General features: G+C 67.6%; 23 protein-coding genes. 12 read left to right on the top strand and 11 right to left on the bottom strand.

Features of this window, described 5'->3' with window-relative positions:
* Positions 1-173: 173 nt before the first annotated feature.
* The 4 genes from AAFM92_08825 to AAFM92_08840 all read right to left on the bottom strand — a co-directional run bounded on the left by AAFM92_08825 (position 174) and on the right by AAFM92_08840 (position 4,271).
* Positions 174-953 (bottom strand): metallophosphoesterase, encoded by a 780-nt coding sequence (locus AAFM92_08825; protein ID MEL7300470.1) that lies wholly within the window; start codon positions 951-953, stop codon positions 174-176.
* Between the two features lie 4 nt (positions 954-957).
* Positions 958-1,884 (bottom strand): ornithine carbamoyltransferase, encoded by a 927-nt coding sequence (gene argF, locus AAFM92_08830; GenBank protein MEL7300471.1) that lies wholly within the window; start codon positions 1,882-1,884, stop codon positions 958-960.
* Positions 1,885-1,998: 114 nt separating this feature from the next.
* On the bottom strand, positions 1,999-3,171 hold the full coding sequence (locus AAFM92_08835; protein MEL7300472.1) for an aspartate aminotransferase family protein: 1,173 nt from the start codon (positions 3,169-3,171) through the stop codon (positions 1,999-2,001).
* A gap of 266 nt (positions 3,172-3,437) precedes the next feature.
* Positions 3,438-4,271 carry an ABC transporter permease gene (locus tag AAFM92_08840; protein ID MEL7300473.1) on the bottom strand — a complete coding sequence of 278 codons (834 nt, stop codon included), beginning with the start codon at positions 4,269-4,271 and terminating at the stop codon, positions 3,438-3,440.
* A gap of 147 nt (positions 4,272-4,418) precedes the next feature.
* Here AAFM92_08840 and AAFM92_08845 point away from each other — a divergent pair, with 147 nt between their 5' ends.
* A complete protein-coding gene (locus AAFM92_08845) occupies positions 4,419-4,985 on the top strand; it encodes a GcrA family cell cycle regulator (GenBank protein ID MEL7300474.1) in 567 nt (188 codons plus the stop codon).
* A gap of 131 nt (positions 4,986-5,116) precedes the next feature.
* On the opposite strand, the gene AAFM92_08850 is transcribed toward AAFM92_08845, so the two are convergent.
* Both AAFM92_08850 and AAFM92_08855 read right to left on the bottom strand, forming a co-directional pair.
* Complete coding sequence (locus tag AAFM92_08850; protein MEL7300475.1) at positions 5,117-5,908, bottom strand: anti-sigma factor; 792 nt, start codon at positions 5,906-5,908, stop codon at positions 5,117-5,119.
* Entirely contained in the window at positions 5,905-6,453 is a 549-nt protein-coding gene (locus AAFM92_08855) for a sigma-70 family RNA polymerase sigma factor (GenBank protein MEL7300476.1), read from the bottom strand. The genes AAFM92_08850 and AAFM92_08855 overlap by 4 nt, the downstream gene beginning before the upstream one ends.
* 245 nt (positions 6,454-6,698) lie before the next feature.
* Between AAFM92_08855 and AAFM92_08860 the strand changes: the two genes are divergently transcribed.
* The 4 genes from AAFM92_08860 (at position 6,699) to AAFM92_08875 (ending at position 8,320) form a co-directional block, all read left to right on the top strand.
* Positions 6,699-6,854, top strand: coding sequence for a hypothetical protein (locus AAFM92_08860; protein ID MEL7300477.1), 156 nt, complete (start codon positions 6,699-6,701; stop codon positions 6,852-6,854).
* A gap of 180 nt (positions 6,855-7,034) precedes the next feature.
* Positions 7,035-7,169, top strand: coding sequence for a hypothetical protein (locus AAFM92_08865; protein ID MEL7300478.1), 135 nt, complete (start codon positions 7,035-7,037; stop codon positions 7,167-7,169).
* 60 nt (positions 7,170-7,229) lie between these two features.
* Positions 7,230-7,592, top strand: coding sequence for a DUF393 domain-containing protein (locus tag AAFM92_08870; GenBank protein MEL7300479.1), 363 nt, complete (start codon positions 7,230-7,232; stop codon positions 7,590-7,592).
* 95 nt (positions 7,593-7,687) lie between these two features.
* Positions 7,688-8,320 carry a hemolysin III family protein gene (locus AAFM92_08875; protein MEL7300480.1) on the top strand — a complete coding sequence of 211 codons (633 nt, stop codon included), beginning with the start codon at positions 7,688-7,690 and terminating at the stop codon, positions 8,318-8,320.
* A 77-nt stretch (positions 8,321-8,397) separates the two neighbouring features.
* On the opposite strand, the gene AAFM92_08880 is transcribed toward AAFM92_08875, so the two are convergent.
* Positions 8,398-9,141: a M48 family metalloprotease gene (locus AAFM92_08880; GenBank protein MEL7300481.1), complete on the bottom strand. Its 744-nt coding sequence runs from the start codon at positions 9,139-9,141 to the stop codon at positions 8,398-8,400.
* Positions 9,142-9,254: 113 nt separating this feature from the next.
* On the opposite strand from AAFM92_08880, the gene AAFM92_08885 reads away from it, so the two are divergent.
* The 4 genes from AAFM92_08885 to AAFM92_08900 all read left to right on the top strand — a co-directional run bounded on the left by AAFM92_08885 (position 9,255) and on the right by AAFM92_08900 (position 11,935).
* The gene (locus tag AAFM92_08885) at positions 9,255-9,485 is read left to right on the top strand and encodes a hypothetical protein (protein MEL7300482.1); all 231 of its coding nucleotides are present in this window, start codon (positions 9,255-9,257) and stop codon (positions 9,483-9,485) included.
* Positions 9,482-10,579 (top strand): class II histone deacetylase, encoded by a 1,098-nt coding sequence (locus AAFM92_08890; GenBank protein MEL7300483.1) that lies wholly within the window; start codon positions 9,482-9,484, stop codon positions 10,577-10,579. The genes AAFM92_08885 and AAFM92_08890 overlap by 4 nt, the downstream gene beginning before the upstream one ends.
* A gap of 109 nt (positions 10,580-10,688) precedes the next feature.
* A complete protein-coding gene (locus tag AAFM92_08895) occupies positions 10,689-11,252 on the top strand; it encodes a nitroreductase family protein (protein MEL7300484.1) in 564 nt (187 codons plus the stop codon).
* Positions 11,249-11,935 carry an EI24 domain-containing protein gene (locus AAFM92_08900; GenBank protein MEL7300485.1) on the top strand — a complete coding sequence of 229 codons (687 nt, stop codon included), beginning with the start codon at positions 11,249-11,251 and terminating at the stop codon, positions 11,933-11,935. The genes AAFM92_08895 and AAFM92_08900 overlap by 4 nt, the downstream gene beginning before the upstream one ends.
* Before the next feature lie 31 nt (positions 11,936-11,966).
* Here AAFM92_08900 and AAFM92_08905 read toward each other — a convergent pair whose 3' ends face one another.
* Both AAFM92_08905 and mce read right to left on the bottom strand, forming a co-directional pair.
* The gene (locus AAFM92_08905) at positions 11,967-12,245 is read right to left on the bottom strand and encodes a DUF1467 family protein (protein MEL7300486.1); all 279 of its coding nucleotides are present in this window, start codon (positions 12,243-12,245) and stop codon (positions 11,967-11,969) included.
* A 99-nt stretch (positions 12,246-12,344) separates the two neighbouring features.
* Positions 12,345-12,749, bottom strand: a complete 405-nt coding sequence (gene mce, locus AAFM92_08910) for a methylmalonyl-CoA epimerase (protein MEL7300487.1) — start codon at positions 12,747-12,749, stop codon at positions 12,345-12,347.
* 104 nt (positions 12,750-12,853) lie between these two features.
* Between mce and AAFM92_08915 the strand changes: the two genes are divergently transcribed.
* Positions 12,854-13,546 carry a response regulator gene (locus tag AAFM92_08915; GenBank protein MEL7300488.1) on the top strand — a complete coding sequence of 231 codons (693 nt, stop codon included), beginning with the start codon at positions 12,854-12,856 and terminating at the stop codon, positions 13,544-13,546.
* 184 nt (positions 13,547-13,730) lie between these two features.
* Positions 13,731-13,916 (top strand): hypothetical protein, encoded by a 186-nt coding sequence (locus tag AAFM92_08920; GenBank protein ID MEL7300489.1) that lies wholly within the window; start codon positions 13,731-13,733, stop codon positions 13,914-13,916.
* Between the two features lie 10 nt (positions 13,917-13,926).
* On the opposite strand, the gene aspS is transcribed toward AAFM92_08920, so the two are convergent.
* Both aspS and AAFM92_08930 read right to left on the bottom strand, forming a co-directional pair.
* A complete protein-coding gene (gene aspS, locus AAFM92_08925; protein ID MEL7300490.1) occupies positions 13,927-15,711 on the bottom strand; it encodes an aspartate--tRNA ligase in 1,785 nt (594 codons plus the stop codon).
* 143 nt (positions 15,712-15,854) lie between these two features.
* On the bottom strand, positions 15,855-16,544 hold the full coding sequence (locus tag AAFM92_08930; protein MEL7300491.1) for an HAD-IA family hydrolase: 690 nt from the start codon (positions 16,542-16,544) through the stop codon (positions 15,855-15,857).
* Positions 16,545-16,730: 186 nt separating this feature from the next.
* On the opposite strand from AAFM92_08930, the gene carB reads away from it, so the two are divergent.
* Positions 16,731-20,021, top strand: coding sequence for a carbamoyl-phosphate synthase large subunit (gene carB / locus AAFM92_08935; GenBank protein MEL7300492.1), 3,291 nt, complete (start codon positions 16,731-16,733; stop codon positions 20,019-20,021).
* Positions 20,022-20,063 lie beyond the last annotated feature (42 nt).

The raw sequence follows: 20,063 nt of genomic DNA on the forward strand, positions 1-20,063 counted from the left end.
TGCGTGTCACGAGAGGTAAACCACGGCGCGCCCGCAAGTTCCATCGGCAAGCACACCGCCAGCATCGAGGGCCGCTCCCCGCCCCGGGCACCAAAATTCTTCGCAAGAATTTTGCCCCGCGCAGCGGCCACCGCCGCGCTTCCGAAAATTCTTCGCAAGAATTTTGCCCGTGCTCAGGTGCCCGTCTCGTAGGGGCAGATCTGGCGGGGGGCCACGCGGATGTCGGGGCCTTCCACCGTCACGAGGGCGAGTTCAGGCGCCTCCCGGGCGGGTGTGAAGCTCTCCCAGTCCCAGGCGGGAACGGGCGGCGGGGCCTGGTAGAGGACGGAGCCCATCGTCGAAAAGGGCAGGCCGCGCACGACGCCCGACTGGCGGCGGTGGACATGGCCCGCGCCGAGAAACGCCACGCGGCCGGTCTCCACCAAAGCGTCGAGGACGCTTTCGCCCTCGGCGAGGCGGTCGGCATCCTGCATCGGCAGGCCGAGTGGCATCGGCGGATGGTGCAGGAAGACGAGCGCAGGCGCCTCGCTCACCGCGAGCCTCTCGAAGAGCCAGCCCCGGCGCGCGGGGCAGAGCACGCCCGCATCCGCGCTGGGATCGAGGCTGTCGAGGCCGATCACCCGCGCGTGGCCCAGCGGCACCTCGTACTGGATGAACGCGTCCATGACCCCCTCGGGCAGCGCGAGGTGGCGACGGAACTCGGCGCGGTCGTCATGGTTGCCGGGGAGCGGCAGGTAGGGGATCTCGAGCCGCGCGAGCCGCCGGGCGAGCGCGGCGTAGTCGGCGGGCGTCCCGCGGTTCACCATGTCACCCGAGATCAGGCAGAAGGCCGCGTCGCGATACTCGGCGTTGATGAGGTCTATCGCCGCCTCAAGCCGGGCCCGCGGATCGTGGCCGAGGACATCGCCATGGGCCGTGAAATGCAGGTCCGACATCCAGACGAAGGATGCCACGTGCTCAGACCCCGAGGCACCAGCGCATGATCGCCTTTTGCGCGTGGAGCCGGTTCTCCGCCTCGTCGAAGATCACGGAGTGCGGCCCGTCCATGACCGCGCTCGTGGCCTCTTCCTCCCGGTGGGCCGGCAGGCAATGCATGAAGAGCGCATCATCCTTGGCCTTGCCCATCAGCCGCTCGTTCACCTGGTAGGGGCGGAGCTGGTTGTGCCGCCGCTCCTTCGTGGTCTGGCTGTCATGCATGGAGACCCAGGTGTCAGCCACCACGAGATCGGCCCCCGACACGGCGGTCTCCGGGTCGCGGATGAGCTCGACGCGCGCCCCGGCCTTGCGCGCGCCTTCGACGAAGACCGCCTCGGGATCGAGCGTCTCGGGGCCGGACACCACCATGTCGAAACCGAACTGGCCCGCGGCATGGAGGAAGGAGGCGCAGACATTGTTGCCGTCGCCCATCCAGGCCACGCGGCGCCCCGCGATGGGGCCGCGATGCTCCTCGTAGGTCATCACGTCGGCCATGATCTGGCAGGGATGGGTGCGGTTGGTGAGCCCGTTGATGACGGGCACGGTGGCATGTTCGGCCATCTCAAGGAGCGTCGTCTCCTCGAAGGTCCGGATCATGATGAGGTCCACGTAGCGGGAGAGCACGCGGGCGGTGTCTGCGATCGTCTCGCCATGGCCGAGCTGCATGTCCCCGCCCGAAAGCACCATCGTCTCCCCGCCCATCTGGCGCACGCCCACGTCGAAGCTGACCCGTGTACGCGTCGAGGGCTTCTCGAAGATGAGCGCGACCATGCGGCCCGCGAGCGGCGTCTCGGCGTCGGGCATCCCCTTGGGCCGGCCCGCACGCGCGTCCTTCATGGCGCGGGCCGCATCGATCATGTGGCGAAGGTCAGCCGGGTCGGTTTTGTGGATGTCGAGAAAGTGGGTCATCGGTTGGCTCGCTTTGAGAGGTCGGGACCGGGAGTTTGACCCCCGTCGCCAGTGTCGCTCGGACCCATGGCGTGTCGATGGCGGCCCCCGGAAGGTATGTCAGGAAAAATGAAGTCAGGGCGTGAGCGAGGCCGCGGCTTGATCGAGGCGGCGCAGCGCCTCGTCGATATCGGCGTCGGGGATGTTGAGCGCGGGCAGGAGGCGCACGGTGTTGTCGGCCGCGCCCACGGTGAGGAGTTCCTCGGCCATGGCGGCGGAGACGACTTCCGTGTTGGGCGCGCGGCAGACGAGCCCGAGCATGAGCCCCTGCCCGCGGACGTGGTCGAAGACCTCCGGGTGGGAGGCCACGAGCGCCTCGAGCCCCTGCCGGAGACGGCCCGCCTTGCGGTTCACGTCGGCGAGGAAGCCCGCATCCGTCACGATCTCCATCACCCGCGCGCCCACCGCGCAGCCGAGCGGGTTGCCGCCATACGTGCTCCCATGGGTACCCGCGGTCATGCCGCGCGCGGCCTCCTCGGTCGCGAGCACCGCGCCCAGCGGGAAGCCCCCGCCGATGCCCTTGGCCACCATCATGATGTCAGGCGCGATGCCCGCCCATTCATGGGCGAAGAGCTTGCCCGTCCGGCCCACGCCGCACTGTACCTCGTCGAGGATGAGGAGGATGTCGTGGCTGTCGCAGAGATCGCGCAGACCCTTGAGGCAGGCATCGGGCAGCGGACGGATGCCGCCCTCCCCCTGTACGGGCTCCACCATGATGGCAGCCGTCCGCTCCGTGATGGCGGGCGCGATGGCGTCGTGATCGCCGAACGCGAGATGGACGAAGCCCGGCAGGAGCGGGCCGAAGCCGCGCGTCATCTTCTCCGAGCCCGCCGCGGCGATAGCTGCAGAAGAGCGTCCGTGAAAGCTTCCCTCGAAGCAGATGATATCGACCTTCTCCGGGTGGCCCTTCTCGAAATGGTACTTCCGCGCCATCTTCACGGCGAGCTCGCAGCTCTCCGTGCCCGAATTCGTGAAAAAGCAGGTATCGGCGAAAGTGTGCTCCACGAGGAGATCGGCGAGGCGCTCTTGCTGCGGGATGCCGTAGAGATTGGACGTGTGCCAGAGCTGGCCCGCCTGCTCGGTCAAGGCCTCGACAAGCTCCGGCGCGGCATGGCCCAGCGCGTTGACCGCGATGCCTGCGCCGAGATCGAGGAAGCGTCGCCCGTCCGCCTCGATGAGCCAGCTGCCCTCGCCCTTCACGAAGTTCAGCTTTGCGCGGTTATATGTCGGCAGGATCGAGGGGATCATGGGACGGCCTCTTCGATGAAAGCCCTTGCGTGCAGAGGCAAGGGCGCAGTGTCAATGGGTTTGGGATGTGTGGGCGGCTTTGAGATGGCACGCGGGCGCCCCCCGCGAAACGGGGTCAGCGACGTCGGAGCGTGGTGCGGATCAGTGCCATGGCGCGGAGGTAGCGGGCGCTTGACGCGGTGTAAAGCGATTTGAGACCGGTCCGCCCTTGCCGTGAAAAAGACTAGCCGCGCGCTGTCCATAGGGTGCGCGCCGTGCACCGCCCGTCACGGCTTGAGGCGGTAGCCCGTCCGAAAGCCCCACCACGTGAGCATGCAGAGCGCGAATGTCGAAGCACCGAGCACCGTGATCGCCAGCACGGGCGGGCTGTCGGAGACGCCCAGCACCGACCAGCGCATGCCGTCGATGGCGTAAAAAATCGGGTTCACGCGCGTGATCGCCTCGAGCGCGGGCGGCAGCGCCGTCACCGAGTAGAACGTGCCCGACAGGAACGCGAGCGGCGTGACGACGAAATTCGTGAGCGCGGCCATCTGGTCGAATTTCTGGGCCTGCATGGCTGCGAGAAGCCCCAGCGCGCCCATGAAGGCCGAGCCCAGCACGATGAAGCCCAGCATTGCGATGGGATGCGCCACGCCGATGCCGAGCACAAGCCAGAGCGCGGCCATGAGCACCACCGCGATGAGAAGCCCGCGCCCGATCCCGCCCACGAGAAAGCCCACCGTGAGCTCCCCGCCGGAGAGCGGCGGCATGAGCGTGTCGACGATGTTGCCCATGACCTTGGCAGAGATGAGCGAGGACGAGGTGTTGGCGAACGCATTCTGGATCACGCTCATCGCCATGAGGCCCGGCGCGAGAAAGACGAGGAAGGGCTGGCCCATCACCTCGCCCCGCGCATCGCCGAACGCGATGGAGAAAATGAGCAGGAAAAGGCCCGCCGTCACGAGCGGCGCGAGGATCGTCTGCGTCGGGATCGCGAGGAAGCGGCGGCACTCCCGCTCGCAGAGCGTGTAGAGGCCCATCCAGTTGACCCGGCCAAAGCGCCGCGTGCCCATGTCCCCGCCGCGCCCGTGATCGCGCGATGCGTAATTCGTTTCCGTCATAGATTGACGCGCCCCGTTGTTCTTCGCCCGGCATGGGCATATACAGTGATGCTCGAACGGGCGAGATGGGCCGGGATCGGCCCGCCGTCAACCAGCGTCCCGCGTGCCCGAAGCGCGCGAGGCGCACAGCAAAGATCGAGGCAGAGCATGTCCTGGACTGACGAACGCGTTGAAATCCTGAAGAAAATGTGGGGCGAAGGCCAATCCGCCTCCGTCATCGCCAAGGAACTCGGCGGCGTGACGCGCAATGCTGTCATCGGCAAGGTGCATCGCTTGGGCCTTTCGAACCGCGCAGGCGCGACCTCGGCGGCGGCGAAACCCGCCCCTGAGAAGAAATCCGCCAAGGCTCCCGAGAAAGAGGCCGTGGCCGCGGAAGCGAAGCCCGAGCCCAAGACCGAAAGCGCGGCGCCCGAGCGCGCGCTCTCGCCCGCCGCACGCAAGATCATTCCGGCAGGCCAGCCGCTGCCGCCGCAGCCTTCGGCCAACGAGATCAGCCCCGAGGCGCTCGCCAAGGTCAACGAGGTGGAAAAGACCTCCAAGAAGATCTCGCTCATGGAGCTCACCGAACGGACCTGCAAATGGCCCGTGGGCGACCCGGCGACGGAGGATTTCTGGTTCTGCGGGCTGCCTGTCCAGCAGGGCAAGCCCTATTGCGAGGCCCATGTGGGCGTGGCGTTCCAGCCCATGTCCTCGCGCCGGGACCGCCGCCGCTAGGCACCGCGCGGGGGGGGGCTCAAAGAGTTCTTAAGGCCCCGCAGCGCTTCAAAACGGACTATCCCAAGAAAAATGCCCGGTGCCGCAAGGCCCCGGGCATTTCTCTATCGGGTGTGGTGTGACGCCTGCGCTCAGATGCCGACCGTCTGGCCGAGCGCGAGCACATCGCCCGTGGGCGCGCCGGTGGTGGATCCGCCCGGCGGCTCGTCAGAGACCGCGAGGATGAGTCCTTCGATCTCCCGCAGCGCCTCAGGGAGCGCCACGGTGGCCAAGGCGTCGGTGGGCAGCACGCCGAGCGAGACGGGTGCGGCCTCCCCGGCGATGGCCCAGAGCTCCAGCGCGCGCCCTTCGCGCGCCGCGCCCGCGGTCCGCGTGAGTTGCACCTGTCCCGTGGCAGGCGAATAGGCGGCGAGGATGCGGAGGCTCTCATCCTCCGCGGCGATTTCGGCCACGAAGCTTACCGCCGGCGATGCCGGGGCAACTGGAGCCTCTGCCAGAACAGGCGCGTCAGGCACTGCGCGCTCGGCGGGCCCGGTCATGACATTGACGACGACGAAGCCAGCCACGGCCACGGCGGCGCCCGCCGCGAAGCCAGCGCTGTTGCCCCCGCCAAAGAGGCCCTTCACGAACTTGCCAAATCCGCCGGAGGCTGCGCCAGCGGAGGCCCCTGCCCGCGCGCCCTGCGGCGCTTCGCCGAAGAGCCGGTCGAAGAGTTCCTTTTTCGCACGGCCCCGGGGCTTCTCGCTGCCGAAGGCCGTGTCGAGCCCTTCGAACTGCTCGATCCAGTGCGCCACCAGCCGGTGGAGGCGCGGCGTCTTGGCGAGCGCGGCCTCGAAGGCCCGCTCCTCCCGCTCAGGCAGGAGGCGCAGCACGTATTCTGCTGAAAGGAGGTTCCAGTCGGGTTCGGCGGTCTGGGTGGTCATCGGGCCATGCACTCCTGCAGGGAAATGAGGGACCGGCGCAGCCACGTGCGCACGGTGTTGAGGGGGACGTCGAGCTTTTCGGCGAGTTCGGCGTAGCTGAAGCCGTCGAGATAGGCCCATTGGACCGCCTTCGCGCGCTCGCTCTTCAGCTCGCCCATGCACAGGAAGATCCGCTCCCGCTCCGCGTTGGCCAGCACCGCCTGCTCGGGGGTGGGGCCATTGTCGGAGAGCCGGTCATCCCAGTCGGCGAGGTCTTCGGCCTGTCGCACGCGGCGCAGCTTGTCGATGGCGGTGTTGCGCGCGATCGTCAGCATCCACGACATCGGGTGCATGCCCCCGGCGCTGAACTGCCCGGCATGGCGCCAGATCTTCATGAACGCCTCCTGCAACACGTCCTCGGCCGCCGCGCGGTCCTTCATCATGCGCATCGCCACGCCGAAGACCTGAGGCGAGGCCAGATCGTAGAGATCGGAAAACGCGCGGCGATCGCCCAGCGACACCGTCGCGATGAGGCGTGCTAACTCCTCTGGATCAACCTTGCTCATGGGGCTTTCATCACCTGAAATTCTCACTCGACCCTTAACATGGGAAGCAATTGTGACCGCTCTTTGCCACGGGAAGGGTTTTGTCAGGATGCTGTTTTTGCATCAAATTTTATGCGCTGGCGCGGGCCCCACCGGGGCGGGAAACTTTTTTCGAAAAATTTTCGGGGCGGGTGAAACTTATCCGGAAATGGCGTCGTCTTGAGGACCGTAACAACAGACCAAAGCCAAACGGAAAGGATACCACCATGCCCCTTAGCCCCTGGTTCGCCCCGAAGAAAACCCAGCCCGCCACCGGCGTCGGCACCACTGAAAAGCGCGCCCGTGCCGTGCTCACGCGCCAGGAGATGGAGACGCTTTTCGCCCAGGAGCTCGGCCGTAACCCGCTATGCGCCGCCGCCTGATCGCCACGAAAGCCAACACGGAGACACACCCATGCATGATTATTCCCAGATCGCCCGCGCCCGCCGCGCCGCCGCCGTCGAGGCGCTGACCCGCACGCAGAACAATCTCTTCATCGAGCGCCGTCGCGCGCGTCCGTAACGCGCCCGCTATCCCATCCAGAACACCCAAGGAGACAGACTATGCAGACCATGACCCAGATCGCCCGTGCCCGCCGTGCCGCCGCCGTCGAGGCGCTGAGCCGAAAGGATGCCAACCTTTTCGCCGAGCGCCGCTGCGAACGCCCCGCCGCCCTCGTGCTGGGCGCGGGCCGCTAGGCACAGGCCTGCGACGCGCTGACCGGTGGTTCGGCGCGTCGTCCGGCATATGTCACGGGCATGACCAAAGTGCTCTTCAACGACCAGTGCCCGGTATGCTCTTTCGAGATCAACCACTACGCCGAGTATGCCCGCAAGGCGGGCCTGCCGATCCAGTTCGACGATCTCAATGGCCCCGCCCGGGCCGCTTGGGGGATCGACGAGGACACCGCCGCGCGCCGGCTCTACGTGGAGCATGACGGCGCCCTTCTGAGCGGCATTCCCGCCTTCATCGTGCTGTGGAACGAGATGCCGCGCTATCGCTGGCTCGCCCGGCTCGTGGCCCTGCCCGGCATCAAGCAGGTGGCGTCCTTCGCTTACGACTACGTGCTCGCCCCGGTCATCTACCGCTGGCACCTGCGCCGCAAGGCCCGCCGCGCCTAGCGCAAGCCCCCCAAAAGACTGCCGTGGAAACGGTATTGTGACATCATTCCACGGGACGTTAACGGATCCCGTGTTACCTTAACCTCATGGCGTATATGTATTCTCTGCCGGAACGGGTCGCCGATGGCGCTGTCCATATCCTGGGCATTGCTGCGTCGATCACGGCCACGGCGCTCTTGATCGTCTACGCCGCCAAGACGCAAAGCGGCCTTGATGTGGCGGCCGTGAGCATCTATGGCAGCGTGGCGACGGCGTGCTTCGTGGCGTCGGCGCTCTATCACATGACGCCCTGGGTCAGCGCGCGGCCCCTTCTCCAGCGGATCGACCACGCGGTGATCTATCTCAAGATCGCCGGGACCTACACGGTGCCCGTGGTGCTCCTCGGCAATCTCTTTGGCTACATCGTGCTCGCCGCCGTCTGGGCCGTGGCCCTCGTCGGCGCGGTGGGCAAGATGACCGAGCTATTGAAGCCCGGCGTCGCCTCCACCCTGCTCTACGTCGCCCTCGGTTGGGCGAGCATCGTGCTCATCTGGCCGCTGATGCAGACGCTGCCGCCCACGGCGCTCTGGCTCATGGTGATCGGCGGCATCGTCTACACGGTGGGATCGCCCTTCAATCACTGGGATGCGCTGCCCTTCAACGTCGCGATCTGGCACTGCTTCGTGCTGGCGGGCTCGGCGCTCTTCTTCGCGGCCATCGTGCTCGCGCTGGTGGCGCGCGGCATCTAGACCGCCCGCGTGGGCCGGTCTGGTCTCGCGGAAATTCACAGACTGTCAGGGCGCAGCACGCGCCGGTGTGCCCCCCTTCAGAGCCCCGCTGCCGCGCGCCGCACCGCTTGGATCCGCTCCGCATTGGGCGGATGCGTCCCCAGGAACCGGTTGCCGGGATCAGGGATGCGCGTGAAATACGCGGCCCCCACGAGCGGATCGTAGCCTGCCCGCGCCGTCAGGATCGTGCCGAGACGGTCCGCCTCGAGCTCGAAACTCTTCGAATAGCTCCGCGCCGCCACCGCCGCGCCAAGCTGCTGGGCCTGCCGCACGGAGCCCGCGTCGCGCCCCAGCGCGGCGGCGAGCACGCCAAAGGAGGCCGCGCCCAGCGTGGCGTTGGCCTGTGTACGCTCGATGTGGCCTGCGATGTGGTGCGCTGCCTCGTGGCCCAGCACGAAGGCCAGCTCATCGGCATTACGCACGTCCCGCACCAGCGTCTCGGTGAAGCCGAGGACCGGGCGCCCGTTATCGTCGAGCGTCTGGAACGCGTTGGGCGGCAGGCGCGGGTCCCCGTAGAGCTGGATCGCGAAGTCGCAGTTGAGCCGCGGCGCGCGGGTGCGGCATTCCCGCTCGAGCACGGGCTCCATCTGGCGCACGATCTGGCGGAAGCTCGCCACGTTCTGCGGCTGCACCGGCCCCTGCCTGATCTCCGGCAGCGACCCCGTGCTGGCCGCCGCGACCTGCGCGGGCGGTGGCGCCGACACGATGGGTTGCGGCGCGTCGCAGGCCGCGAGCGCCGCGAGGCCCAGAAGGGCGGACAGGCGAATGAAAAATCCTTGCATGGCCGTAGAATAAGGGCGCCGTTCGAAAGGGCCAGCCCCCAGCGCCGCGGCCACGGCAATGTGAGCGGCGCATTCCCGCTTGCGGTGCCGCAGGTGGCCGGTAATCTCGCTCCATGTACACTGTAGAGCATGATTTCGACGCCACCGTGGTCACCCTCGTGGACGAGGGCAGCAGCCACCTGAAGGAAGACGTGACGCTGCAGGCCTTCGAGGATTGCGTGACGATCGAGCAGCTCGATCCACGCACTGAGCGGGTGCAGAAGATCACGCTCTCGCTCGCGCAGGTGCGCGATCTCGCGGCCGCCCTCGACTCGCCCGAGGGGATGTGGCGGCGCGACGGGTGAGCGAGACCGGCTTTTACTGGGACGAGCGCTGCTTCTGGTTCTCGGGCGGCAATTACGCGTTCACGATGCCCGTGGGCGGCCTCGTGCAGCCCCTCGCCGCCGGGGGCCTGCCGGAGAACCCGGAGACGAAGCGGCGGCTGAAGAATCTCATGGATGTGACCGGCATGAGCGCCGCACTCCGCCTCTCAACCGCGGAGGCGGCCACCGAGGAGGACCTGCGCCGCATTCACCCGGCCTCCTATCTCGAGGCATTCCGGGCCGCCTCTGCGGCGGGCGGCGGCGAGCTCGGGCTGCGCACGCCCTTCGGCGCGGGCGGTTTCGAGCAGGCCGCGCTCTCGGCGGGGCTCGCCAAGCAGGCCGTGGCCGACGTCATGGCCGGGCGCGTGCGGCGCGCCTACGCGCTCTCGCGCCCGCCGGGGCATCACTGCCTGCCGGATTTTCCCAACGGATTTTGCCTCCTGGCCAATATCGCCATCGCGCTCGAGGCGGCGCGCGCGACGCAGCCCGGCCTCCGCGCCGCGATCCTCGACTGGGATGTCCATCACGGCAACGGGACCGAGGCGATCTATGCGGATGACGACGCGACGCTAACCATCTCGCTTCACCAGGAGCGGAACTACCCGCTCGACACCGGCAACGCCGACACCGATGCCCGCGCCAATATCAACATTCCCCTGCCGCCTGGCGCGGGCCATGCCAGCTATCTCGAGGCCATGGAGCGCATCGTGATCCCGGCCATCGACGGCTTCCGCCCCGACATCCTCATCATCGCCAACGGCTACGATGCCGCCGCCATCGACCCGCTCTCGCGGATGCTGGCCACCGCCGAGACCTTCCGCGCGCTCACCGAGATGGCCCGCGCCCTGGCCGACACCCATTGCGAGGGACGCCTCGTCCTCGTTCACGAGGGCGGGTATTCGGAGGTCTACGTGCCGTTTTGCGGCCATGCCGTGCTCGAGGTGCTGGAGCCCGCCGCGCCGACCGCGCAGGACCCGTTCGCCGAGACCTTCGCCGCGCGCCAGCCCGGCCCCCGCTTCGCGGCCTTCGCCTCCGACTGGATCGGCGACCTCGCCCGCCACCACGGGACCGCCTGAGCCTTTCCAATCGCCGTTCGCGCGCTTACCTCTGGCCCAAAGCAAGCCCAGCGCGCGCCAGACCCGACGCCGCCCCCGCACCGGGGCCCCACAGGAAGAGACCCGCCCCATGTCAGAGCTCTCCCCCGCCCAGACCTTCATGCTGACCCGCCGCTCGCGCTCGCTGCGCATGCTCTCGGGCCCGGCCCCGAAAAAGCGCGAGCTCGACGTGCTGTTGCGCATCGCCTCCCGGGTGCCCGACCACGGCAAGCTCGAGCCGTGGCGCTTCGTCGTGCTCGAGGAAAAGGCCCTGCGCCGCATCGCCGAGGCCGCCCCGCCCCATATCGAGCGCATCGGCGCCCCCTCGCTCGCCGCGAGCCAATACGCCGACAGCCCCTTCGCTGTCGTCGTCCTGGAGAGCCCGAAGGAAAGCGAGAAGATCCCCGCCGTGGAGCAGACCTACTCCGCCGGGGCGGTCTGCCTTTCCCTCGTCAATGCGGCCCTCGCCGGTGGCTGGGGCGCGGTCTGGCTCTCGGGCGCGCTCTCCCATGACCCCGATTTCGCCGCCGAGGCCTTCGGCGCAGAAGCTCACGAGCGCGTGGCGGGCATCATCCATATCGGGCGCTGCGCGGAGACTCCGCCCGAACGCCCCCGCCCGGATCTCTCCGCCAAGACCACCTGGATCTCGCGATGATCCTCGACGCCTTCGTCAAATCGCTCAACCAGATCGGCGACCCGCGCTTTCGCGGGGTCCTCTGGCGCGGGATCGGGCTCACGGCGGCGCTCTTCGTGGGCGCCTACGCGCTCCTCCTCGGGCTCATCCAGTGGCTCGTGGGCGGGCCGGTGACGCTCCCCCTCGTGGGCGAGGTGACCTGGGTCGGCGATCTCCTGAGCTGGGGCTCGCTCCTCGTGATGCTCGTCGTCTCGGTCTTCTTGATGATCCCCGTGGCTTCGGCCATCACCTCCATGTTTCTCGACGAGGTGGCCATCGCGGTGGAGGAGAAGCACTACCCCGAGATGGGAATCCCGCCCCGCACGCCGTTCTGGGACGGGGTGCGCGACACGTTGAGCTTCCTCGGGGTCCTCATCGGGCTCAACCTCGCCGCCCTCATCGCCTACGCGCTCTTCCCGCCCGGCGCGCCCTTCATGTTCATCGCGCTCAACGGCTACCTCTTGGGCCGGGAATACTTCACCGTGGCCGCCATGCGGCACCTGGGCCGCGCGGGCGCACAGGCACTCCGGCGCGAACATGCCGGCACGGTCTGGGTGGCGGGCTGCCTCATGGCGCTGCCGCTCACCTTCCCGCTGGTGAACCTCGTGATCCCCATCCTCGGCGCGGCCACCTTCACCCACATCTACCACCGCCTCGCCCGCTAGGCCCTGGGGGCCTGCAGCCGAGATCCCGGCCTCAGAGATCGGGCGTCGACATGCGGTTGAACCAGTCGATGTCCTCGATGGTGATGATGCCGGAGACGATGATGCCCGCGATGATCGCCCAGAGCACGAAGGCCACGCCCGTCGTGATCAGGAAGCGCTTCTTGAGCTGCGGGTTCGTGGGGCTTCCGGCATGGGTGCCGGGGACGATCTCGCCCACGTCGCCTTGCGTTTCGAGCCGGATCGGCAGCACGCAGAGCAGCGTCAGGAACCAGATGACGGCGTAGAGCACGATGGCGGATGTGATGCCCATGAGCGGCGGTCCTTTCACGTGGTGCGAGGGCGGGATGCCTCCGGCGGCCCTCCGGGGGAGGTACGGGGCACAAAGAAGACAGGCAATGCGACCCGGTGGTCAGACCTGTTCGAGTTCGACGAGCGTGCCCTGGAAGTCCTTGGGGTGGAGGAAGAGGACGGGTTTGCCGTGGGCGCCGATCTTGGGCTCCCCGTCGCCGAGCACGCGGGCCCCTTCGGCCTTCAGGTGGTCGCGGGCGGCGAGGATGTCTTCGACCTCGTAGCAGACATGGTGAATGCCGCCGGACGGGTTCTTGTCGAGGAAGCCCTGGATCGGGGAGCCCTCGCCCAGCGGGTAAAGCAGCTCGATCTTGGTGTTGGGCAGCTCGATGAAGACCACCGTGACACCGTGATCCGGCTCGTCCTGCGGCGCGCCGACCTGGGCGCCGAGCATCGTGCGGTACTGCGCCGCGGCGGCCGCGAGATCCGGGACGGCGATGGCCACGTGGTTGAGGCGTCCGATCATGTCTTTCATTTCCTTTCTTCCGCGATGAGCACCGTCGTTAAGGCGCCGTTAGGCCTCTTGGCCGAAACATGTCGGTCATAGGCGGCTGTGCGACGGAGGAACAGATGGAAGAGATGGACCGCTACATGAAAGCGCAGGAGCCCACGGCGCTGCGCCCGCTTCTCGGGCAGACCGTGCTCGCCGTGGAAGACAGCCGCTTTGCCTGCGAGGCGATCCGGCTTGTCTGCCTGCGGTCGGGGGCGCGGATCCGACGGGCCGACAGCCTCAGCGCCGCGCGCCGGCACCTGAGCGTCTACCGCCCCAGCGTCGTGATCGTGGATATCGGCCTGCCGGACGGCTCCGGCGCCGAGCTGATCGAAGAGGTGGCGCGCGCCGTACCACGGGTGCCGGTGCTGCTGGCCACGTCCGGCGATGACAGCCAGTCCGAGGCCGCGATCGCCGCGGGGGCCGATGCCTTCCTCGCCAAGCCCGTGGCCTCGATCGGGGCCTTCCAGGCCGCCGTGCTCGCGCATCTGCCGCCCGAGGCGCAGCCGCGGGGCCCGCGCGCGATGAACGATGATCCCGTCACCGCGGACACCATCGCCTATTACGACGATCTCGATCACGCGCTCGATGCGCTCTCTGCCGGGGAGGCGGGCTATGTGGGGCAGTTCCTCGCGGGCGTGGCGCGGCAGGTGGGAGACAGCGAACTCGAGATCCTCGCGCAGCGGCTTTCGGCCGCGCCGGACAGCGCGCAGATCGCGGCCCGGCTCGAAGGGATGCTCTCCCAGCGGATGGGCGCGCGCGTGGCGGTCTGAGCTTTGGCCTTCGCGTAGGCAATGGCTGGGCGCGGGCGGTCGCCGGTCAGTGCTTTGGCGACCGTCTTGAGCTGGTCTTCGGGCGTCGCGCACCGCGCAAGGCGGGCACCTTTATTCCCCCGCCATCCCACAAAGCCGCCACAATCCGGGGCTAGCGCTGGGACGTTTCTTGCAGGGGTGCGCCATGCTCGCCAATATCTCGATCCGGCTCAGCAATGCCCGCGTGTCACGCGCGGTGGATTGGGCCGTGCTGTCGGTGGGCGCGCTCATGCTCGCGGTGGCGATCGTCGGCAGCGTCGTCTCCGGCCCCGCCACATCTGCCGACACCGCCCAGGCTGAGCGGCCCGGGGTGACGCGCTCCGCCCTCTGAGGGCTCGGCGCTAGTCCGGCTCCACCACGCGCAGCGAGAGCTCGCGGAGCTGCTCGTTCGTGGGATCGGACGGCGCATCCATCATCAGATCTTCGGCGCGCTGGTTCATCGGGAACATGATGACCTCGCGGATATTCTCCTGGTCGGCCAGCAGCATCACGATCCGGTCGATGCCCGCCGCGCAGCCGCCATGGGGCGGCGCGCCGTATTGGAACGCGTTGACCATGCCTCCGAAGCGCTTCTTCACTTCCTCGGGACCGTAGCCCGCCAGCTCGAAGGCCTTGAACATGATCTCGGGCTTGTGGTTCCGGATCGCGCCGGAGACGAGCTCGTAGCCGTTGCAGGCGAGGTCGTACTGGAAGCCTTTGACCTCCAGCGGGTCGCCATTCAGCGCGTCCATCCCGCCTTGAGGCATGGAGAAGGGGTTGTGCTCGAAATCGAGCGCGCCGGTTTCCTCGTCGCGCTCGTAGATCGGGAAATCGACGATCCACGCGAAGGCGAAACGGTCCTGATCCGTGAGGCCCAGCTCATCGCCGATGACGGTGCGCGCCTTGCCTGCGACCCGCTCGAAGCTCGCAGGCTTGCCGCCGAGGAAGAACGCCGCATCGCCCACGCCGAGGCCGAGCTGCTGGCGGATGGCCTCTGTTCGCTCGGGGCCGATGTTCTTCGCCAGCGGCCCCGCGGCCTCCATCCCTTCCCCCTGGTCACGCCAGAAGATGTAGCCCATCCCCGGCAGCCCTTCCTTCTGGGCGAAGGCGTTCATGCGGTCGCAAAACTTGCGGGAGCCGCCGCCGGGCGCCGGGATGGCGCGGATCTGGGTGCCGTCCTGCTCCAGGAGCTTGGCAAAGATGGCGAAGCCCGAGCCCGCGAAGTGCTCGGACACGACCTGCATTTTGATCGGGTTGCGCAAGTCGGGCTTGTCGGTGCCGTACCAGAGCGCTGCGTCGCGGTAGCTGATTTGCTCCCACGTCTCCGGCGCATCGACCTTGCGACCGCCGCCGAACTCCTCGAAGACGCCCGCGATAACGGGCGAGACCGTGTCAAAGACGTCTTGCTGCTCGACAAAGCTCATCTCCATGTCGAGCTGGTAGAAGTCGGTGGGCGAGCGATCGGCGCGCGGGTCCTCGTCGCGAAAGCACGGCGCGATCTGGAAGTACTTGTCGAAGCCCGACACCATGATGAGCTGCTTGAATTGCTGCGGGGCCTGCGGCAGCGCGTAGAACTTGCCCGGATGAAGCCGCGACGGCACGAGGAAGTCCCGCGCGCCCTCGGGCGAGGAGGCCGTTATGATCGGCGTCTGGTACTCGCGGAAGCCGATATCCCACATGCGCTTGCGGATCGAGGTCACCACGTCCGAGCGCAGCACCATGTTCTTCTGCATCTGCTCGCGGCGCAGATCGAGGTAGCGGTACCGCAACCGCGTCTCTTCCGGGTATTCCTGATCCCCGAAGACCTGCAAAGGCAGCTCGCCCTCGATCCCGCCGAGGACTTCCAAGTCACGAATGAAGACCTCCACCTCGCCGGTGGGCAGCTTCGGGTTCACGAGCTCCGGATCGCGGGCCTTCACCGTCCCGTCGATCCGGATGCACCATTCCGCGCGCAGCTTCTCCACCTCGGCAAAGACCGGGCTGTCGGGATCGCAGAGCACCTGCGTCACCCCGTAATGGTCGCGCAGGTCGATGAAGATCACTCCGCCATGGTCGCGCCGCCGGTTGACCCAGCCCGAAAGCCGGATCTCGGTGCCCACATCAGAGCCGCGAAGGTCGGCACAGGTATGGCTGCGATAGGCGTGCATGGGGGGTCTCTCCTCGGGAAAACGTCGCGCCGATACACTGGACAGGGGCCGCGAAGTCAACCCGGCGCAGGGCGAATTGGCCCTGCGCGCGCGCTTTCCGTCGAAGAGAGGCGAGCGGGACGCAGCGCGCCCCGCGCGGTCGGTTATTCGGCCGCGATGCGCACCGGTTCGAGATCGAGGAGCGAGGGGCTCAGGAACTCCACCGTCGCCACCCCGTCCGGGAAGCGCCGCGTGCGCGCCGGCGCGCCGGGGAAGCCGATGACCGTGAGACCCGCCGCCTGCGCGGCCTCGGCGCTCTCGGGCGTGTCCTCGATGCAAAGCACATCGCCGGGATCGACGCCCAGCGTCTCCATGGCGTGCTGGTAGATGTCGGGCGCGGGCTTCGGGTTCTCGATGAAGCGGCGCTCGCCGATATAGTCGAAATCCGAGGACCGCACCGCGCCGCGCAGCCCCATGAGCACCGTCTGGACCTGGATCCCGCTCGTGGAAGTCACGAAGGCCCGCAGCATGCCGCGCTGGCCCGCGGCGGCCAGGAGCTCGCGCACACCGGGGCGCGCGGGCGTGCCATGATCGTTGAGCAGCGCCTGGAATTGCGCCTGCTTGGCGGCGTAGAGCGCATCGATATCCACGTCATCGCGCGCGCCCTTGGCCTCCGCCACCCGGGCGATCCGCGCCCGCCCGCCCTGCTGAAGCAGCAGGTCGGCGTAGTGCTCCGGCGTCAGCACCCAGTCGAGCCCGGCCTCGGCAAAGGCCCGGTTGAAGGCTTGCCGTTGCAAATCAGAGGTTTCCGACAGAACTCCGATAGAGCCGAGAAAAAGCGCGGTGTGGGGCATGAAGCATCTCCCAAAGTGGTGCGGACCGGGCGTTTGAGCCGGGAGCGCCGCTCCCGTGCACGCAAGGGTAGTGTGCGCGCGCAGCAAAGCCACTCCGCGCCCGTGAAAAGCCGGGCGAAAGCGCCTTGCGCCGCCCGTGCCCATCCCTATAACGCCGACAATTTGCTTGCCCGGGGGAGCCTCACGATGCCGAAACGGACCGATATCCAGTCCATCATGATCATCGGCGCGGGCCCCATCGTCATCGGCCAGGCCTGCGAATTCGACTATTCCGGCGCCCAGGCGTGCAAGGCGCTCCGCGAGGAGGGCTACCGCGTCATCCTCGTCAATTCGAACCCGGCCACGATCATGACAGACCCAGGGCTGGCCGACGCCACCTATATCGAGCCCATCACGCCCGAGGTCGTGGCCAAGATCATCGAGAAGGAGCGCCCCGACGCGCTTTTGCCCACCATGGGCGGGCAAACCGGCCTCAACACCTCGCTCGCGCTCGAGGAAATGGGCGTGCTGGAGAAATTCGGCGTGGAGATGATCGGCGCCAAGCGCCCGGCCATCGAGATGGCCGAGGACAGGAAGCTCTTCCGCGAAGCGATGGACCGGATCGGCCTCGAAAACCCGCGCGCCACCATCGCCAACACGATGGAGGAATGCATGGCCGCGCTGGAGGTTATTGGCCTCCCCGCCATCATCCGCCCGGCTTTCACCCTCGGCGGCACCGGCGGCGGCGTGGCCTACAACCGGGAAGACTACGAATATTATTGCCGCTCGGGCCTCGACGCCTCCCCGGTGAACCAGATCCTCATCGACGAGAGCCTCTTGGGCTGGAAGGAATACGAGATGGAGGTGGTGCGCGACCGCGCCGACAACGCCATCATCGTCTGCTCCATCGAGAATGTGGACCCGATGGGCGTCCATACCGGCGACTCGATCACCGTGGCCCCCGCACTCACACTCACCGACAAGGAATACCAGATCATGCGCAACGGCTCGATCGCCGTCCTGCGCGAGATCGGCGTGGAGACCGGCGGCAGTAACGTGCAATGGGCGGTGAACCCCGCCGACGGGCGCATGGTCGTCATCGAGATGAACCCCCGCGTGTCGCGGTCCTCGGCGCTGGCCTCCAAGGCCACCGGCTTCCCCATTGCCAAGATCGCGGCGAAGCTTGCCGTGGGCTACACCTTGGATGAGCTCGACAACGACATCACGAAGGTCACGCCCGCGAGCTTCGAGCCCACCATCGACTACGTGGTGACGAAGATCCCCAAATTCGCGTTCGAGAAGTTCCCGGGCGCGGAGCCGCTCCTTTCGACCGCGATGAAAAGCGTGGGCGAAGCCATGTCCATCGGGCGCACCTTCCATGAAAGCGTGCAAAAGGCGCTGGCCTCCATGGAATCGGGCCTCACGGGCTTTGACGATTACATCCCCGCCGAGATCCCCGCCGACCGGCTGACCCGCCGTGAGGGCGTACTCTACGGCGAGAGCCCGGAGGTCCAGCAGACCATCGACAAGGTCATCACGCGCGACCTCGCGCTGCAGACGCCCGACCGGCTGCGCCTCATCGCGCAGGCCATGCGCTTTGGCTTCTCCGACGAGGAGATCCAGGACATCACGAGCTTCGACCCGTGGTTCCTCGCCCGGATCCGCGAGATCGTGGCCGCCGAGGCGGAGATCATCGACGGAGGCCTGCCCGGCGACGCCACGGGCCTGCGCCGGCTCAAGATGATGGGCTTTTCCGATGCCCGCCTCGCCACGCTCTCCGGCGAAACGGAGGCAGGTGTGCGCAACGCGCGGATCGGCCAGGGCGTCACGGCTGTCTTCAAGCGTATCGACACCTGCGCGGCCGAGTTCGAGGCACAGACCCCTTACATGTATTCCACCCACGAGACCCCCGTCATGGGCGAGGTGGAATGCGAAGCGCGGCCCAGCGAGGCCAAGAAGGTCGTCATTCTCGGCGGCGGCCCCAACCGCATCGGCCAGGGCATCGAGTTCGACTATTGCTGCTGCCACGCCTGCTTCGCGCTGACCGAGCAGGGCTACGAGACCATCATGGTCAACTGCAACCCGGAGACCGTGTCGACGGACTACGACACCTCCGACCGCCTCTATTTCGAGCCGCTCACCTTCGAGCACGTCATGGAGATCCTGCGCGTGGAGCAGGAGGCCGGCACCCTCCACGGTGTCATCGTCCAGTTCGGCGGGCAGACGCCCCTGAAGCTCGCCAATGCGCTCGAGGCCGCGGGCATCCCCATACTCGGCACCACGCCCGACGCCATCGACCTCGCCGAGGATCGCGAGCGCTTCCAGGCGCTCGTGACAAAGCTCGACCTCAAGCAACCGAAGAACGGCATCGCCCACACCGATGCCGAGGCCCTCGAGATCGCAGCCGAGATCGGCTTCCCCCTCGTCATCCGCCCCTCCTACGTACTGGGCGGGCGGGCCATGGAGATCGTCCGAGATCAGGCCGGGCTCGAGCGCTATATCTCCGAGGCCGTCGTCGTGTCGGGCGACAGCCCCGTCCTCCTCGACAGCTACCTCGACGGCGCCATCGAGCTCGACGTCGACGCGCTCTCCGACGGTGAGGACGTCCACATCGCGGGCATCATGCAGCACATCGAGGAGGCGGGCGTCCATTCCGGTGACAGCGCCTGCTCGCTCCCGCCCTACTCGCTCCCGCAGGACATCATCGAGGAGGTCGAGCGCCAGGCCTGCTCGCTGGCCGTGGCCCTCAACGTCCGCGGCCTTATGAACGTGCAATTCGCGGTGAAAGACGGCGAGATCTATCTCATCGAGGTCAATCCCCGCGCCTCCCGCACCGTGCCCTTCGTGGCCAAGGCCGTGGGCTCCCCCATCGCCGCCATCGCCGCGCGGATCATGGCGGGCGAGAAGCTCGGCACCTTTGACCTCGTGGACCCCAACATCCCGAGCTTCGCCGTCAAGGAGGCCGTCCTCCCCTTCGCCCGCTTCCCGGGCGTCGACACGCTGCTCGGCCCCGAGATGCGCTCCACCGGCGAAGTCATGGGCTCGGACGCCAGCTTCCACCGCGCCTTCCTCAAGGCGCAGATGGGCGCGGGCGTGACGCTGCCCGAAGGCGGCCGCGTCTTCCTCTCCATCAAGGAGGCCGACAAGACGGAGGTCCTCATCGACACCGCGCAGACCCTCGTAGATCTCGGCTTCGAGATCATCGCCACCCGCGGCACGACCGCCTTCCTCGAGGCCCACGGCATCGCCTCCGAAGTGGTCAACAAGGTCTACGAAGGCCGCCCCAACATCGTGGACACAATGAAAGACGGCCGCATCGCGCTCGTCATGAACACCACCGAGGGCGCGCAGGCGGTGGAGGACTCGCGGAGTATGCGCAACGTCGCCCTCATGGACCGCATCCCCTACTACACGACACTGGCCGCCAGCCACGCCGCCGCGAAGGCCATGGCGGCGGGGCGTGAGGGGGATCTTGCAGTTGAGCGATTGCAACACTAGATCTTGCAACTTGTTACCTGTCATCAGCTAAACTTGGCGTTG

It is taken from the genome of Pseudomonadota bacterium, assembly GCA_038533575.1.
GTDB lineage: Bacteria > Pseudomonadota > Alphaproteobacteria > Rhodobacterales > Rhodobacteraceae > Shimia_B.

Bases quoted from the DNA above. Each gene is read 5' to 3' on its own strand.
- argF (MEL7300471.1), bottom strand. From the start codon at position 1,884: ATGACCCACTTTCTCGACATCCACAAAACCGACCCGGCTGACCTTCGC.
- AAFM92_08835 (MEL7300472.1), bottom strand. From the start codon at position 3,171: ATGATCCCCTCGATCCTGCCGACATATAACCGCGCAAAGCTGAACTTC.
- AAFM92_08840 (MEL7300473.1), bottom strand. From the start codon at position 4,271: ATGACGGAAACGAATTACGCATCGCGCGATCACGGGCGCGGCGGGGAC.
- AAFM92_08845 (MEL7300474.1), top strand. From the start codon at position 4,419: ATGTCCTGGACTGACGAACGCGTTGAAATCCTGAAGAAAATGTGGGGC.
- AAFM92_08850 (MEL7300475.1), bottom strand. From the start codon at position 5,908: ATGACCACCCAGACCGCCGAACCCGACTGGAACCTCCTTTCAGCAGAA.
- AAFM92_08855 (MEL7300476.1), bottom strand. From the start codon at position 6,453: ATGAGCAAGGTTGATCCAGAGGAGTTAGCACGCCTCATCGCGACGGTG.
- AAFM92_08860 (MEL7300477.1), top strand. From the start codon at position 6,699: ATGCCCCTTAGCCCCTGGTTCGCCCCGAAGAAAACCCAGCCCGCCACC.
- AAFM92_08865 (MEL7300478.1), top strand. From the start codon at position 7,035: ATGCAGACCATGACCCAGATCGCCCGTGCCCGCCGTGCCGCCGCCGTC.
- AAFM92_08870 (MEL7300479.1), top strand. From the start codon at position 7,230: ATGACCAAAGTGCTCTTCAACGACCAGTGCCCGGTATGCTCTTTCGAG.
- AAFM92_08875 (MEL7300480.1), top strand. From the start codon at position 7,688: ATGTATTCTCTGCCGGAACGGGTCGCCGATGGCGCTGTCCATATCCTG.
- AAFM92_08880 (MEL7300481.1), bottom strand. From the start codon at position 9,141: ATGCAAGGATTTTTCATTCGCCTGTCCGCCCTTCTGGGCCTCGCGGCG.
- AAFM92_08885 (MEL7300482.1), top strand. From the start codon at position 9,255: ATGTACACTGTAGAGCATGATTTCGACGCCACCGTGGTCACCCTCGTG.
- AAFM92_08895 (MEL7300484.1), top strand. From the start codon at position 10,689: ATGTCAGAGCTCTCCCCCGCCCAGACCTTCATGCTGACCCGCCGCTCG.
- AAFM92_08900 (MEL7300485.1), top strand. From the start codon at position 11,249: ATGATCCTCGACGCCTTCGTCAAATCGCTCAACCAGATCGGCGACCCG.
- AAFM92_08905 (MEL7300486.1), bottom strand. From the start codon at position 12,245: ATGGGCATCACATCCGCCATCGTGCTCTACGCCGTCATCTGGTTCCTG.
- mce (MEL7300487.1), bottom strand. From the start codon at position 12,749: ATGATCGGACGCCTCAACCACGTGGCCATCGCCGTCCCGGATCTCGCG.
- AAFM92_08915 (MEL7300488.1), top strand. From the start codon at position 12,854: ATGGAAGAGATGGACCGCTACATGAAAGCGCAGGAGCCCACGGCGCTG.
- AAFM92_08920 (MEL7300489.1), top strand. From the start codon at position 13,731: ATGCTCGCCAATATCTCGATCCGGCTCAGCAATGCCCGCGTGTCACGC.
- aspS (MEL7300490.1), bottom strand. From the start codon at position 15,711: ATGCACGCCTATCGCAGCCATACCTGTGCCGACCTTCGCGGCTCTGAT.
- AAFM92_08930 (MEL7300491.1), bottom strand. From the start codon at position 16,544: ATGCCCCACACCGCGCTTTTTCTCGGCTCTATCGGAGTTCTGTCGGAA.
- carB (MEL7300492.1), top strand. From the start codon at position 16,731: ATGCCGAAACGGACCGATATCCAGTCCATCATGATCATCGGCGCGGGC.